At 44.4% G+C, this 14,960-nt stretch carries 11 protein-coding genes and 1 tRNA gene; 4 read left to right on the top strand and 8 right to left on the bottom strand.

Going from position 1 to position 14,960, the window contains the following annotated elements; genetic code table 11:
• Positions 1 to 71 precede the first annotated feature (71 nt).
• The 6 genes from ACZ5NG_RS11765 to murA form a co-directional block, all read right to left on the bottom strand.
• Entirely contained in the window at positions 72 to 2,288 is a 2,217-nt protein-coding gene (locus tag ACZ5NG_RS11765) for a copper amine oxidase N-terminal domain-containing protein (protein WP_464251968.1), read from the bottom strand.
• A gap of 553 nt (positions 2,289 to 2,841) precedes the next feature.
• A complete protein-coding gene (gene mreB, locus ACZ5NG_RS11760) occupies positions 2,842 to 3,870 on the bottom strand; it encodes a rod shape-determining protein MreB (protein ID WP_464251967.1) in 1,029 nt (342 codons plus the stop codon).
• Between the two features lie 534 nt (positions 3,871 to 4,404).
• On the bottom strand, positions 4,405 to 4,656 hold the full coding sequence (gene spoIIID, locus ACZ5NG_RS11755) for a sporulation transcriptional regulator SpoIIID (protein ID WP_464251966.1): 252 nt from the start codon (positions 4,654 to 4,656) through the stop codon (positions 4,405 to 4,407).
• A gap of 91 nt (positions 4,657 to 4,747) precedes the next feature.
• Positions 4,748 to 5,392, bottom strand: coding sequence for a peptidoglycan DD-metalloendopeptidase family protein (locus ACZ5NG_RS11750; RefSeq protein ID WP_464251965.1), 645 nt, complete (start codon positions 5,390 to 5,392; stop codon positions 4,748 to 4,750).
• Positions 5,393 to 5,683: 291 nt separating this feature from the next.
• A complete protein-coding gene (gene spoIID, locus ACZ5NG_RS11745; protein ID WP_464251964.1) occupies positions 5,684 to 6,664 on the bottom strand; it encodes a stage II sporulation protein D in 981 nt (326 codons plus the stop codon).
• 68 nt (positions 6,665 to 6,732) lie between these two features.
• Positions 6,733 to 7,986: a UDP-N-acetylglucosamine 1-carboxyvinyltransferase gene (murA, locus tag ACZ5NG_RS11740; protein ID WP_464251963.1), complete on the bottom strand. Its 1,254-nt coding sequence runs from the start codon at positions 7,984 to 7,986 to the stop codon at positions 6,733 to 6,735.
• 305 nt (positions 7,987 to 8,291) lie between these two features.
• On the opposite strand from murA, the gene ACZ5NG_RS11735 reads away from it, so the two are divergent.
• The 4 genes from ACZ5NG_RS11735 (at position 8,292) to ACZ5NG_RS11720 (ending at position 12,029) form a co-directional block, all read left to right on the top strand.
• Positions 8,292 to 10,130 (top strand): LTA synthase family protein, encoded by a 1,839-nt coding sequence (locus ACZ5NG_RS11735; protein ID WP_464251962.1) that lies wholly within the window; start codon positions 8,292 to 8,294, stop codon positions 10,128 to 10,130.
• Positions 10,127 to 11,011: a diacylglycerol/lipid kinase family protein gene (locus tag ACZ5NG_RS11730; RefSeq protein WP_464251961.1), complete on the top strand. Its 885-nt coding sequence runs from the start codon at positions 10,127 to 10,129 to the stop codon at positions 11,009 to 11,011. The genes ACZ5NG_RS11735 and ACZ5NG_RS11730 overlap by 4 nt, the downstream gene beginning before the upstream one ends.
• An 85-nt stretch (positions 11,012 to 11,096) precedes the next feature.
• Positions 11,097 to 11,172: transfer RNA gene (locus ACZ5NG_RS11725), tRNA-Thr, on the top strand.
• 353 nt (positions 11,173 to 11,525) lie between these two features.
• Positions 11,526 to 12,029 (top strand): transposase, encoded by a 504-nt coding sequence (locus ACZ5NG_RS11720; RefSeq protein WP_464251960.1) that lies wholly within the window; start codon positions 11,526 to 11,528, stop codon positions 12,027 to 12,029.
• 1,083 nt (positions 12,030 to 13,112) lie between these two features.
• On the opposite strand, the gene ACZ5NG_RS11715 is transcribed toward ACZ5NG_RS11720, so the two are convergent.
• Positions 13,113 to 13,526, bottom strand: coding sequence for a F0F1 ATP synthase subunit epsilon (locus ACZ5NG_RS11715; RefSeq protein WP_464251959.1), 414 nt, complete (start codon positions 13,524 to 13,526; stop codon positions 13,113 to 13,115).
• A gap of 1 nt (position 13,527) precedes the next feature.
• Positions 13,528 to 14,946, bottom strand: coding sequence for a F0F1 ATP synthase subunit beta (gene atpD, locus ACZ5NG_RS11710; RefSeq protein WP_464251958.1), 1,419 nt, complete (start codon positions 14,944 to 14,946; stop codon positions 13,528 to 13,530).
• Positions 14,947 to 14,960 lie beyond the last annotated feature (14 nt).

Here is a 14,960-nt window from a genome sequence, read left to right as displayed (position 1 = left end):
CCTAGTTATGCCTAATTAATCAATAAGAGAGCCTGGTCTACCTTCCAGGCTCTCTTGTGATTTAACAATTGTTACTTGTTGATTACAACTGTACCGCCAGCGTAGCCAACGCTTGCACCAAATGCTTCAGCAACAAAACGTGCAGGTAACATTGTGCGACCGGCTTGATCAATCTCAGGTGCTACATCCATTGCAGATACCTCACCGTTAACATCGATGGAAGTGCTACCGATGGTCAGGGTAACGACAGTATCACCCTTGGCCAGAGTTACAACACCGCCATCATACATAATGTCGCTAGCATCTACACCCAAGGCATATGCCAAGTAGCGTACAGGTACATAGGTACGATCGTTTTTAATGTAAGGAGCCGTATCCATAGCAAATGTCTTGCCATTTACGGTGTAGAGAGCGCTACCAATGTTGAATACAGCGTTCAAGCCATCAGCCGGTGTTACGCATTTAGCAGCTACAAATTTTGCCACAACAACTTCATCGATATCTTTTTCAGCTGATACTTCATTCAGAGCACTACCATAAACTTCGAACTTAATATCGCCAACTGGAACGGTGCGGTCAATATTAAGCTCAACATCGCTCAGAACGATGGTTGAAGCAGATTTGGAGCTGGAGCTGTCGATTGTAATTTTAATTACGCTATCGTTACCTTCTAATTTAACATCATCAATTTCTAAGTTACCTTCTGTTACTTCTACTTCAGGCAAGCTAGCAAAATCTACACCTTTAGGTGCCTTGATGTAGAGTGTATTATTATCACTTTCATCCATAATAGCGCCATCTTCAGCCTCTGTAATTACAATGTCGCCAATAGCTTGATTTTGTTCACCAATCTTGACTTCTTTAACTGCGTCTACAGCTACGGTTATCGGAGCTACAATCTTTGCTACAGTTAGCTCGTCTTTAATTCCCATAGTACCGGCAATTTCAATAACTAAGTCGCCTGCTGGAGCATCAGCATCTACAGCTACTTGAATATCTTCAATTTCTAATTCAGCTGCATCGTCGGAATAGTTACCTTGATTTGTAGAGGTAGGTTTAAAAGTTAAAGTTGCTTTGCCAGAAACTTTTTTACCAGAATCAAAATCAGCGGTTTCTGGGTCATGATACTTTACTTCGTAAGTCATGCCTGCATCATTAACTTCATCAATGCTGCCAACTATAAATTTAGCATAGCTAGGCAATTCAAGTGTAATAGTACGGTTAGGTAGCAAGCTACCCTTTACGGCTTCTACGATGTTAATCTGTACAATCTCAGAGTCATTGCGACCTGCAAGAATAGTAGGTACGTCGCCGTCAGCTTCTACTTTTACATCAAAGTCAGCTATTTTAGCAATAACCACGTCTGTAGCAGTAATATTGTCGCCTTTAACTGTTACTTCAAGGTCACCAGCTTTAAAGTCATCATCTACAGTAATAGAAGGGGTTACTGTAATGAAGCCAGACACATTGCTACTTGGTGTCTCAATTTCAATATACAAAGTATCGCCTTTTATGCGAGTACCTGTAGTATTATTAGGATTTTCAAGAGTGCCATCATTATCTAAGCCTTTAACCGTTAAACCTACAGTCTTAATTACAGTATCATCTTTCCAATCAACATTCTTGGGTAGAATGATTTTAATTTCGTCCCCTGCTTCAAATACACCGGTAGCATTCTCTTCAATCTTAATTTGAGCTGCTTTTACATCGCCATAACCTTCAGTAACCGGGTTGCCTGCAGTTACCAGTGTGCCACCGTCGTAAGCACGGGCAACCAAGAATGAGCCAGACTCAAAAGGTGTACCTTCTGCTTTAACATTTACCTTAATGTCGCCAGCAGCAGAAGATTTAATATCAACGTTTCCTTTGCCAAACTCAACTATAAAACCTGCGTAACCATCAGCATTCCCATTTGCGCCTGTTACTTTAATGGTTACAAAAGTATCCCCACGTTGCTCTACAACAACGTCGCTAGCTGCAAGAGCGTTCTCATCGCCAGCTACCTTCGGTGGAATATTAACGTTAACCTTTGTTTCATCTACAAATTCTAAGCCATCTGGCAACTCAACTGTCACAAAAAGCGGATCACTTGTTCTATCAAAGTGGTTATAAACATTACCCTGGACTGATTCAGTTACCAGCAAGTCACCAATAGTTTTTTCATCACCGGTTTTAGTTTTGGGTACTGTTATAGCACCTGTATCCCCAGCAAAAGCAGTAGCCGGAACCAAGGTGAACAGCATTGCTACGATCATCAGCCAGTAAATAGGCTTTCTGAACTTCTTCAAAATGTTTCCCTCCTATTTTTGTTGATAATTTGTTTTCCGGACTTAGGCATTTCGCCTTACCGGTTGGGAACTTTATGTAGTTCACCAAGTTGTTAGTTAGTTAGTTAATTTGGACGAACCATTCCGAAGTTTGGTCCGTCATCCCCCCTTTCTAAAATATAATTTTGAAAGGTGCCTGAATTTTTGCTGCTTTATAACCACCTTTAGGAACGGCAGCTAATTAGTTACTTAAATGGCACCGGTTCCTAAGGTAATACTGTTTCTACAAAGCCGACAAAAATCCTTCTGATTTGGGGTCTTTTTTACTCGGTAAGGTTTAGCCGATTACCGATACACTATTTTAGACGATTAAAGGTCTAAAAGGTTCCCAAAAAAGTTAAATTTTTTTTGTTTTAGTTAAAAGCAGTAATTTTGCCTTACATCTACATTAGACGTTAGTGTTTTTATTTTTGTTCCTGCTTTTTTTAATCTTTTATTTTTTAAGTAAAACCAGATACGTTAAAGTAAGTTAAAAGCGGCCTGTACTTTTTGGTGCAGGCCGCTTTTAATTTTATTACCCCAATACCTTTTTAAACAGTTTTTTGTTTTTGGGCGTGGGCAGTACGTTCATCATGGCCAGGGCTTTGCCGGTGCCCATGGCAACACAGCTGATGGCGTCTTCGGCCACGTATACCGGCAGGCCGGTTTCTTGGCTGATTAGGCGGTCGAAGTTATTTAACAGCGCGCCGCCGCCGGTCATAACGATGCCTTTGTTTACTATATCTGAAGCCAGCTCGGGCGGGGTTTGTTCCAGCACTTCTTTTACTGCACCCACCACTGCTTCCAGCGGTTCGGAAATTGCTTCGTACACTTGACTGGTGGTTACAGTTAAGGCTTTGGGCAGGCCGGTTACTAAATCGCGGCCGCGAATTTGGATGCTTAAATCTTTATCTACTACCGCGCTGCCCACTTCGATTTTAATTTCTTCACCGGTACGTTCACCAATCATTAGGTTAAATTCCCTTCTTATATAGCGTACTATGGCTTCGTCAAATTTATCGCCGCCTACTCTCAGGCTGCGGCTGACTACAATGCCGCCAAGGGACAGTACCGCTACATCGGTGGTGCCGCCGCCAACGTCTACTATCATTGAGCCGCTGGGCTCGGAGATATCTAACCCTGCGCCTAAAGCGGCGGCCAGGGGTTCTTCAATTAAGTGGGCTTGTCTGGCGCCTGCCTGCATAGCTGCCTGGCGCACCGCCCTTTCTTCTACCCCGGTAACACCGGAAGGAATGCAGACCATTACCCGGGGTTTAAAAAAAAGTTTTCTGGCGTTGGCTTTATTAATGAAGTAACGAAGCATTTTTTCGGTTACGTCGTAATCGGCGATAACGCCTTCCTTCAACGGGCGGATGGCAACAATGTTGCCGGGGGTACGGCCAAGCATTCTTCTGGCTTCGGAACCAACGGCGATAATTTTGCCGGTATCGCGGTTTATGGCCACCACGGAAGGTTCTTGCAGCACAATACCTTTGCCTTTTACGTATACCAGGATGCTGGCGGTGCCTAAATCTATACCAATGTCTGTAGAAAATCCGAACATTTAATGTGTTTCCTCCCCAAATTATATTTTCCGGCTTGTCCACTATAATGTATGTTATACGGCACGGCAAAACCGTGCCCGCAATTTAACGGTAATATTATTTTGGGCCTTGTAGAACCCAGTTTGCTATCATGTAAATGTTTCTTTATGGGCCGCCAAGGCCATTCCATACATTTTGGCGTTATGTTTTAGATATGCAAAATCATTGATGCAATATTTGCAAAAACCTAGGTAGGTCACGGTCTTGACCGCTCCGTTTTTGATAACCGGCGGCACGGTCAAGACCGTGCCCTACATTTTATCAAAGTTCCTCTGGCTCCGTTCCGCAATTGCGACGTTTGTTTGTGGGCAATTCATTCGTTATTGCTTGCTAATCGGCATGCCTACCGGCTTGTACAATCGGTTGGTGCAAGAGGGTTCGGTGCAAACGAACCCAAAAAAGTTTTATGTACTAATTAGCATAAAAAAGAAAGTGGACAACTCTTGCTATCATTCGACTTATTTGGGAAGAATTCCTTTTATTCGGTAAGAGGTTTAGCTCATTTCTTTGTATTTTTTTCGGGTAGCTTCACCGCCGCGCAGGTGTCTTTCGGATTTGTTATGCTCTAAGATTTTTTTCACTTCACGGGCAAGTTCTTTATTTAAAGACGGCAGTCTTTCCGTCATATCTTTGTGCACGGTGCTTTTACTGACTTGAAATACCTGGGCTGCCTGACGTACTGTGGCCCCGGTTTCCAGTATGTAGGCACATATCTCTAACACGCGCTTTTGAATATAATCCTGCATCCCCCAACCTCCCCGGGCACTGTTAACTAATTGATATATATGTGCGGAAGGCTTGGGAAATGCCAAAGTTGGGCACTTATTTAGTGCCCAACTATTGGTATTGGGGATCGATGGCCTGCCCATTATGGGTGAGAATAAAGTTTATAGGTGCCTCGCTGCTGCCTATGATGTCTCCTTTATCTACTTTTTGTCCTGCAGTTACCTGCAGGTTATTTAGGCCCACGTATTTGCTTTGGTAGCCCTGGCCGTGATCAATTACCACGGTAAATCCGTTGTAGGGGTCCAGTTCGGCTGATACCACTTTGCCGGCCAGCGCGGCTTTAACCTGCCGGCCTTCTGCTGCATTAAACCTAACCCCTTCGCTAAAGCGGTAATCTTGGTAAGTTTCGGAATAGTAGGGCTGGTTAAAATCCAGCAGTATCTCGCCGTCAACCGGCATGACTAATTGATTAAGATCTATCGGCGGTTCTTTTGCCGTTGGTGTGTTGGTGGGCTCGGTTTGCACATCTTCGGTTACCGATGGTTTGGGGTTGTTATTTTCGTTAGTTACCGGTTCAGTTAACGGTAAAAAGTTAAATCTTAAGGCCAGTAAAACGCCAAGTAAAATTAACGCAAGCCCCACCGCAGCGTATGTTTTGGCACCGCCCAGCAACCATTTTTTAAGCCAGCGGCGGTATTTTTTTATGCCATCTTGTTGTTTTAATTGTTGTTTTAAGCTGTTGTTAAACGGCCACATACATTATTCACCTCAGTTGTAGTGTGGCCATTTTGTAAGGTTATTATACGGGATATTACATTTGCGAAAACGGCGGAAATAGAACCTGCCCCTACATAAGTTTTTTGGGTAAATCTTTCTTTTATTAAGGTAGGGTTCGGTTTCCATACCAACCCCGACCATCAAGAAACGCAGTAAAAATGGTAGACAACAGGATTCCGGTAAGAGTTACATTAATGGTTTAATGGAAACATTTTTGGTTAAGCATTACATTTACAAAAACGGGTAGGAGACGGAACTCCGTCCCCTATATTACTCCAATATGGTTAGCTCGGCGCCGGGGTAGTAGTGCTGCAGTATTTGTTGGTAGCTTTTGCCGTTTTCGGCCATGCCTTTGGCGCCGTATTGGCACATGCCCACGCCGTGGCCGTAACCGCTGGTGGTAAAGGTTATTTTGTTTCCTTCTATATTATATTTAAACCAGGTAGATCTTAAGCCCAGCAGTTCGCGCAGGGTGGCGGCAGATATTTCTTTTTCGCCTACCAGCAGGGTTTTCGGTCTGCCGGTAGAGGTTCTTTCGGTTACTTTAATTAAGCCATTGGCATCGGCGGCTGCCGGTATGGCGGTAAGGTTAAGGCGCCGGGCTAGTTGATCTAATGGATAGCTAACCTGTCGTTCTCTGTTTGGGTCGGCACAGTAGGGGCAGCTAACACTTTTTAGGTAAGGCAAGTCACTTTGCCACACATCGCCGGAGTTTTCGGTAACACCGGCGCCGCAGGATGCGTGATAGGCGGCGGTAATTAATTGTCCATTATAGGTAAGCACTTGGTTTTTAGTGCTCTGCACTGCCCATTTTATTTTCAAATAGTTTCGGTAGTAGTTTACTGTACCCCATTTTTCTTTCATTTGCTCTTCATCGTGCCAGGCTTGGCCGTGGCGGGGGTCGTTGCATACATCTGCACCCTGATGCACCGGGTTTTCTATGCCGCCGGCCTGCAGCCGTTGGGCAATGTAGGTGCGGGCAGCCACTGCCTGGGCTTTAAGGGCTTCACTGGGAAAGTTAGCCGGCATTTCGGCCGCCACCACGCCTATTAGGTATTCTTCTATCGGAAGAATTTCTATTTCATTGGTATTGTGGTTGTATAGTTTAACCTCATGACGCAGGATTGGTTTTTGTTGTTCTATTTGGGGTTTGCTTAGTTGGTTATTAAGTTCGGGTATTAAAAGCACAAGGGATAAGATAATTATTATCAGGCCCAGCGCCGATTTGCGCAGTTTTCTTTTTCGGTACATATAAACACACCCCATTTGCATTAAGGTTTGTCCATAGGTATATTTATATGCGCCATAATGGCAATTTATTACATTTTAACTCGCGTAATATCGGCGCCGAGCTTTTTTAGTTTATCTTCTATTTTATAGTAGCCCCGATCTAGGTGTTCTAGGTTGGTTAATTCGGTTTCTCCTTCTGCGGCCAGGCCGGCAATAATTAGGGCGGCGGCAGCCCGTAAATCGGTGGCTTTTACCTTCGCCCCTTTAAGTTTAGGCACACCTTTTACTATCGCGGTGCGGCCTTCGGTTTTTATTTGGGCGTTCATGCGTTTTAGTTCGTTTACGTGCATAAAGCGGTTTTCGAACACTGTTTCGGTAATTACGCTAATTCCTTGGGCTACCGACATTAAAGCCATCATTTGCGGCTGCATATCGGTAGGAAAGCCGGGGTAAGGCAGGGTTTTTATGTCTACCCCTTTTAACTGGCCCTTTGCCTTTACTCTTAGGCCGTTTTCTTCTTCGGTTATTTCTACGCCGGCCTCCCGCAGTTTGGCCACCACCGGGTTTAGGTGACCGGGTATAACGTTATCTACCAGCACATCACCGCCGGTAATGGCCGCTGCCACCATGTATGTTCCCGCTTCAATGCGATCCGGAATGACATTATGGGTGGTGCCGTGCAGTTCTTTTACTCCCGTAATGCGAATTACTTTGGTGCCGGCTCCCTTTATTTTTGCCCCCATTGAATTTAAGAAGTTGGCCAGGTCTACTATTTCCGGCTCTTCGGCGGCGTCTTCTATAACGGTAACCCCTTCGGCCAGTGTGGCGGCCATCATGATGTTTTCGGTTGCCCCCACGCTGGGAAAGTCTAAGTAAATGCGGTTGCCGATTAGTTTTTTGGCTCTGGCTTCGATATAGCCTTGGCCGTAGTTTATTTCCGCCCCTAAGGCATCAAAGCCCTTAAGGTGTAAATCTATCGGTCGGGTACCGATGGCACAGCCGCCGGGCAATGATATTTTAGCTTTACCGGTACGGGCCAACAGCGGGCCCATCACCAAAAAAGAAGCCCGCATGCGCCGCACGTATTCGTAGGGCGCTTCAGATGAATATATTTGTTCGGTAATAAGCTTAATTTCACCGTTTTTTCTTTCTACCTTGGCACCAAGGTGCTGCAGTACCGAGCCAATGGTAGCCACATCGGTTAAATTGGGTACCCCTAAAATACGGCATTTTTCTGATGTCAGCAGCGTGGCGGCAATAATGGGCAGTACAGCGTTTTTCGCCCCGCCTACCCTAATGGTGCCTGTTAGTTTGTTTCCGCCTTTAATTACTAGTTTTTCCATAAACAGCCTCTTGTTCTTTGTTTTTTATTATCTAGTATTGCCATATTTTTTTATCGGATACTTGTTTTTGTTATGGCAGTATTTTATTGTTCGTCTGCTGGACTAGGCTTCTCTATGTTTATGTTAGGTTTCTTTAGCGGCCGGCACGGAAAGCGGCCTCTACATTTCACTAATAAAATTAAGGTGGGCTATAACATACCTTTTGCCTAATTAGGGAATTAATGTTTAAAGGATTCTTTTTGTATTTAGGCGAATATTTGTATTTTAACGTATTTATTAGCCTAATATAGGGGGATTTGCAGTTTATGAAACGGATTAATTGGGGGGCAGTGATATTTCTTTTTGTTCTGATTACTGCCCCGGCTGTCGGTTTGTTTGCCCTAGAATTTTTCCAGCGGGAAGGTGGGGCCGCTGTATTGGCTTGGGCTGCTGCCTCACCCAATGTTGTACTGGTTAGCTATTCAATTTTATTTTTTTTATTTTTGCTTTTATATGGGGTTTTTGGCTGCACCTACATTACTCTCGGGGTTTACAGTGCCGTTGTATTACTGCTGGGTTTAGTCAATATGTATAAACTGCAGTTTTTAGGTGAGCCCTTCTACCCCTGGGATATTGTTTTTTACAAGCTGGTTATTGAGCTATTGCCGCTGCTTACCAAAGAAACAGGGCTGCTTCCTTTAATTATCTTATTTGTCGGCTTATTGCTGTTTGTAGGCATACGTTTTGTACTGCCGAAATTTAAGTTAAAACTTAGATACCGGGCACCTTTGGCGCTGCTGTCACTGGCAATCATTGCATCGGTGGCATTTTATCAGGCAACGCCGGCAAGTGCGGTGCTTAAATCACTGGATATTCAAAATATTGTGTGGCGGCAGGACAGAAATTACGATATAAACGGCTTTTTGTTAAGTTATTTAATGAACACGCAAACCATTTTTATTTCCACACCGGAAGGTTACAATCAGACCAATGTGGCTAAAGTGGTTGATGAGCTTAAAAACATGCAGCCGGCCGACGTACCGGCATTTGCCCAATCCAATACCAAGCCAAACATTATCATAGTAATGAATGAAGCATTTTGGGATCCTACCCTGTTAAGCAGCGTTACTTTCAGTGAAGATCCGCTGCCTACAGTGAGACGGCTGCAAACCGAGCATGCCTCGGGTTGGCTGCTGTCGCCGGCCATTGGCGGATACACTTGTAACGTAGAATTTGAAGCCTTAACCGGTTTTTCCAACGCCTTTTTGCCTACCGGGGCGGTACCTTACCAGCAGTATATAAATAAGCCGATTCCTTCTATGGCCACCGTATTGCAAAAGCGGGGATATTACCCGGTAGCGATCCATCCTTTTCATAAGTGGTTTTGGAACCGGGAAAAGGTGTATCAGCATTTTGGCTTTGAGAAATTTATCGGCTTAGAAGATTTTAAAAACGCGCCCAACCGCGGTGCTTACAAAGCGGATACAGCTGTGTCGCAAAAGATTATTGAGCAGGTTAACGATTCAGAAAAGCCGGTGTTTATTTACGCGGTTACCATGCAAAACCACGGCCCATATGAAGCCAACCGCTATCAGTCGGTAGATATTGAGATTAACGGCAGCATGTCTGATGAGTCTTTAGCCGCTTTAAGAACCTATACTCAAGGGGTTAAAGACGGCGACAGCGCTTTAAAAGAGCTAATCGATTACTTTGAAAGCTCCGCAGAACCGACGATGATTGTGTTTTTCGGAGATCACCTACCCTATTTAGGTGATGATTATCTGGCCTATAAAGAGGCGGGTTTTATTAAAGCAGCCAACGGTGAGTTGAGTTTGCCGGAATATCAGCGCATGAGAAGCACGCCTTTAGTGGTGTGGAGCAACTTTAAGGAAGGAAAACAAGACTTAAACACCGTCAGTCCGGCTTTTTTGCCGCCCTATGTGTTTAAATATGCCGGGCTGGAGTTGCCGGCCTATTATCAGTTTTTAGCTGAGTTCAGCGGCAAAGTGCCGGGCTTTTCGGCGGAAATTAAAATAGACGCCAACGGAAACTTATACCATAAGCTGCCCAAAGAGTATGTTGATTTGCAAAATAAGTATTGGCTTTTGCAGTATGATATAATGTTTGGCAAGCAATATAGTTTAGAATTGGGAGTGATTAGTTGAATCAGGTATTAATTACTTACAACCCGGCAAGCGGCAGTGCGGGGTTGGTACCCTACCTGGATCAAATCACCGATTTATGTATTTCTAACGGGTATTTGCCTACTTATTTTCGCATTGGCAGCTGCCCTTTAGAAAATGTGGTTGCAGATATTAACCGTTATCAATTGATATTGGTTTCCGGAGGCGACGGCACTTTAAGCCAAACGATTAATGAGCTTTTAAATGCCGGTGCGGATGTACCGATTGGGGTAATCCCCTGCGGTACGGCCAATGATTTTGCCAATGCGCTGGGGTTAAAGGGCAGCCCGGTAGCCGTAACCAGGCAGCTGCTTGCCGGTAAAGAGTCTACTGTAGATGTAGGTTGGGTTAACGGGCGTTATTTTATCAATGTATTTAGCACCGGCATTTTTGCCGATGTATCCTATGAGGTAAATCAGTTAATTAAGCGCAAATTGGGGGTAACTGCTTATTACCTAAAGGGTTTGCAATCGTTAAAGAATATCACCCCGCTGCCCCTGCAAATTGAAAGTGACGCTTTTAGTATAGATAAAGAGCTGCTGCTGTTGTTAGTGCTTAATTCTAACACCGTGGGCACTTTTCAAAACATTGCCCCAAAGGCAGACCTTTCAGACGGTAAGTTAGATGTGCTGCTGCTTAGAAAGTGCAGTTTGCCTAAGTTAATTAATATTTTGCTGGAAGCGTATAAGGGTAAAGGCAACCATTTAAAAAGTCCGTTGATAAAATATCATCAAGTGAAGTGGCTGAAGGTGCAAAGCCCAATTAATGTGCAATCTGATGTTGACGGCGAAAAGGGGCCAAATATGCCGCTGGAAATTAAGGTAATACCCAATAAGTTGCGCATTATACTGCCCGGTGAATAGGTTTCAATTTTAGGCGATTATTTGCTATTGACGAAAGACAAGTTTTTTGCTATATAAATATATGTAAAATAAGACTGCTGTTTTTGCCGACGTAGCTCAATTGGTAGAGCGGCTGACTTGTAATCAGCAGGTTGCGGGTTCGAGTCCCATCGTCGGCTCCATTTGCAAACCCCCAGGCAGTTGTAGTTGCCTGGGGGGTTTTGTTTTGTTTAGACGGTGGCATACAATTTTGTTGATTGCTGTTTCAACCGCAGGGAGGCCAATAGGCACGCCTGCCTGTTTGCACAGATACAATGTTTGCCTTACGGGTCGGCGTGGAAGCCAGCCCCTATAATTTTATTGACAATCTTACCTTTCGTCCGTAGGGGCAGGGTTCCATCCCTGCCCGTTCTCGTAAATGTAAGGTTTCTTAGCGGGTTAACATGCCTGTCCGTTATTACCGGCAAATCATAGAAGGATTTATAGAAACAAGAGCAAATACATAAAGAAATCTTACCGCAAATGAGATGATTTTATGAATAAACTGCCAAAAAGAAAACAATTACGTTTAAAAAATTACAATTACTTACAACCCGGTTATTATTTCATAACAATCTGCACCCATAAAAGACGTAAATTGTTGTCAAACATTGAAGACGGCGACGGATCATTTGAGACGCCAAAATTAAAATTAACCCCATTAGGAAAAGAAATTGTAAAAACCCTAGAGTATATTGATAACCATTATCCTAATGTAACAATAGATAAATATGTATTAATGCCTAATCACATTCATCTAATAGTTATATTGCAACAACCGCAACCTGGTAGCAAAAACCTATCTTTGCACAAGGTTATAGGTCAGTTTAAATCTTATACAAACAAAATTTACAATGAATTAAATGGAACAAAAAATTTAATTTTGTGGCAGCGCAATTATTATGAACGGGTTATTAGAGGTGAAGAAGAATACCTAAAATTATGTGAATACATTCAAAACAACCCGATTAAATGGCAGGAAGATGAATATTTTGTATAAAAAATGCTGTTTCCTTCCCCACCCGTTATCGTAAATGTAAGGTTTCTTAACGGGTCGGCGTGGAAGCCGACCCCTACATTTTATTGGTTTTACTATTCATCTGTGTGGATAGTTTCTCCATGTACACCCGTATTCTTATATGCAAGGTTTCTTAACGGGTCGGCGTGGAAGCCGACCCCTACAATTTTATTGGTTTTACTATTCATCTGTGCGGATAGTTTCTCCATGTACACCCGTATTCTTATATGCAAGGTTTCTTTACGGGTCGGCGTGGAAGCCGACCCCTACATTTTATTGGTTTTACTATTCATCTGTGTGGATAGTTTCTCCATGTACACCCGTATTCTTATATGCAAGGTTTCTTTACGGGTCGGCGTGGAAGCCGACCCCTACATTTTATTGGTTTTACTATTCATCTGTGTGGATAGTTTCTCCATGTACACCCGTATTCTTATATGCAAGGTTTCTTTACGGGTCGGCGTGGAAGCCGACCCCTACATTTTATTGGTTTTACTATTCATCTGTGTGGATAGTTTCTCCATGTACACCCGTATTCTTATATGCAAGGTTTCTTTACGGGTCGGCGTGGAAGCCGACCCCTACATTTTATTGGTTTTACTATTCATCTGTGTGGATAGTTTCTCCATGTACACCCGTATTCTTATATGCAAGGTTTCTTTACGGGTCGGCGTGGAAGCCGACCCCTACAATTTTATTGGTTTTACTATTCATCTGTGCGGATAGTTTCTCCATGTACACCCGTATTCTTATATGCAAGGTTTCTTAACGGGTCGGCGTGGAAGCCGACCCCTACAATTTTATTGGTTTTACTATTCATCTGTGTGGATAGTTTCTCCATGTACACCCGTATTCTTATATGCAAGGTTTCTTAACGGGTCGGCGTGGAAGCCGACCCCTACATTTTATTGATAATCTTACTTTTCGTCCGTAGGGGCGGGGTTCCATCCCCGCCCGTTTGCACAGATGCAACGTTTGTTTGGCGGAAAGGCGGGGTGTGCAGTTCTCTACCGTTACATGGTGAGCAAAGTAAAAAGCCAGGGGTTTTTGTACCCTGGCTTTGGTTTATTGGTTTGTCGGTTTTCCGGCTACTTTTAAGCGGTTTAAAGCACGTTTTAGGGCCAGCTCGGCGCGCAGAAGGTCTATGTCATCGCTTTTGGAAGCTAAACGTTTTTCGGCGCGCTCTTTGGCAGCCTGTGCCCTTTCAACGTCAATTTCATCAGCACGTTCGGCGGTGTCAGCAAGCACTACTACTCGGCTGTTTTTCACTTCTACGAAGCCGCCGCTTACTGCCATTTTAATTTCTTTACCGTCTTTGTGCACCCTTAGTTCTCCGATTTTTAGCGCACTGACCAGAGGAGTGTGTCCGGGCAGGAAGCCCAATTCGCCGTCAACACCGGGTGCAACGACGAAGTCAACTTCCTCGCTGAACACCACTTTTTCAGGGGTGACAATATCGAGGCGCTGAGTCTTCGCCATATTATGCACCTTCCTCTAACAGCTTCTTACCTTTCTCAACAGCCTCTTCAATGGTACCTACCATATAGAATGCTTGCTCTGGCAGATCATCGTGCTTACCGTCTACAATTTCTTTAAAGCCACGAATGGTGTCTTTCAGTGTAACGTAAGCTCCGGGTGTACCGGTAAACGCTTCCGCTACGTGGAAGGGCTGTGACAGGAAGCGCTGCAGCTTCCGAGCCCGAGCAACGATCAGTTTGTCTTCTTCAGACAATTCATCCATACCTAAAATAGCGATGATGTCTTGCAGCTCTTTATAACGCTGCAGAACACTCTGAACGGCACGCGCGGTTTCGTAGTGTTCTTTACCTACTACGTTCGGGTCAAGAATACGTGATGTACTGTCCAACGGGTCAACAGCAGGGTAAATACCTAACTCTGCAATCTGACGGGACAGAACAACGGTCGCGTCTAAGTGCGCGAATGTTGTTGCCGGAGCAGGGTCTGTCAAGTCGTCAGCAGGCACGTAAATAGCCTGAACGGAAGTAACCGAACCTTTCTTGGTAGAGGTAATCCGCTCTTGCAATTGACCCATTTCTGTAGCCAGTGTCGGCTGATAACCAACCGCTGAAGGCATCCGGCCGAGCAATGCGGAAACCTCGGAACCGGCCTGAGTGAAACGGAAAATGTTATCAATAAAGAGCAAAACGTCTTGCCCTTGATCACGGAAGTATTCGGTCATGGTAAGACCGGTAAGACCTACACGCAAACGTGCGCCCGGCGGCTCGTTCATCTGGCCGTACACCAGTGTGCATTTCCCAAGAACGCCTGACTCTTTCATTTCGTAGTACAGGTCGTTACCTTCACGGGTCCGCTCACCAACGCCGGCGAAGCAGGAAACACCACCGTGCTTGGTAGCAACGTTGTTGATTAATTCCATAATCAAAACTGTTTTACCTACACCTGCACCGCCGAACAAACCGATTTTACCACCCTTAAGGAAGGGGATGAGCAGGTCGATAACTTTAATTCCGGTCTCAAAAACTTCTGCTTTGGTAGATTGGTCTACAAATGACGGTGCCGGACGGTGAATGGGATAATAGGTATCTGTTTGAATTTCCGGTAAACCGTCAATAGGTTGACCGAGTACGTCCATCATACGACCTAAAGCGTTATTTCCTACCGGAACGGTAATTGGTTTACCGGTATCTACTACTTTCATACCTCTTACGAGGCCGTCAGTAGAAGACATAGCAACTGCACGTACCCGGTTGTTACCGAGGTGCATAGCGGTTTCTAAGGTGAGGTTCCACTCACCGTAGTCGCCATCCTGGTCCTCGGAACGTATTTTTAGCGCGTTGTATATATCAGGTACTTGGCCGGGCTCAAACTCTACGTCAACAACCACGCCCATTACCTGAACAACCTTGCCAACGTTCATTAACTTCTCCGACC

The organism is Desulfovectis peckii (assembly GCF_055391705.1).
This window is presented reverse-complemented; position numbering and strand designations above follow the sequence as displayed.

What these genes read in the sequence shown, in the direction of transcription:
- mreB (WP_464251967.1), bottom strand. Translation starts at nt 3,870, where the DNA reads ATGTTCGGATTTTCTACAGACATTGGTATAGATTTAGGCACCGCCAGC.
- spoIIID (WP_464251966.1), bottom strand. Translation starts at nt 4,656, where the DNA reads ATGCAGGATTATATTCAAAAGCGCGTGTTAGAGATATGTGCCTACATA.
- ACZ5NG_RS11750 (WP_464251965.1), bottom strand. Translation starts at nt 5,392, where the DNA reads ATGTGGCCGTTTAACAACAGCTTAAAACAACAATTAAAACAACAAGAT.
- spoIID (WP_464251964.1), bottom strand. Translation starts at nt 6,664, where the DNA reads ATGTACCGAAAAAGAAAACTGCGCAAATCGGCGCTGGGCCTGATAATA.
- murA (WP_464251963.1), bottom strand. Translation starts at nt 7,986, where the DNA reads ATGGAAAAACTAGTAATTAAAGGCGGAAACAAACTAACAGGCACCATT.
- ACZ5NG_RS11735 (WP_464251962.1), top strand. Translation starts at nt 8,292, where the DNA reads ATGAAACGGATTAATTGGGGGGCAGTGATATTTCTTTTTGTTCTGATT.
- ACZ5NG_RS11720 (WP_464251960.1), top strand. Translation starts at nt 11,526, where the DNA reads ATGAATAAACTGCCAAAAAGAAAACAATTACGTTTAAAAAATTACAAT.
- ACZ5NG_RS11715 (WP_464251959.1), bottom strand. Translation starts at nt 13,526, where the DNA reads ATGGCGAAGACTCAGCGCCTCGATATTGTCACCCCTGAAAAAGTGGTG.
- atpD (WP_464251958.1), bottom strand. Translation starts at nt 14,946, where the DNA reads ATGAACGTTGGCAAGGTTGTTCAGGTAATGGGCGTGGTTGTTGACGTA.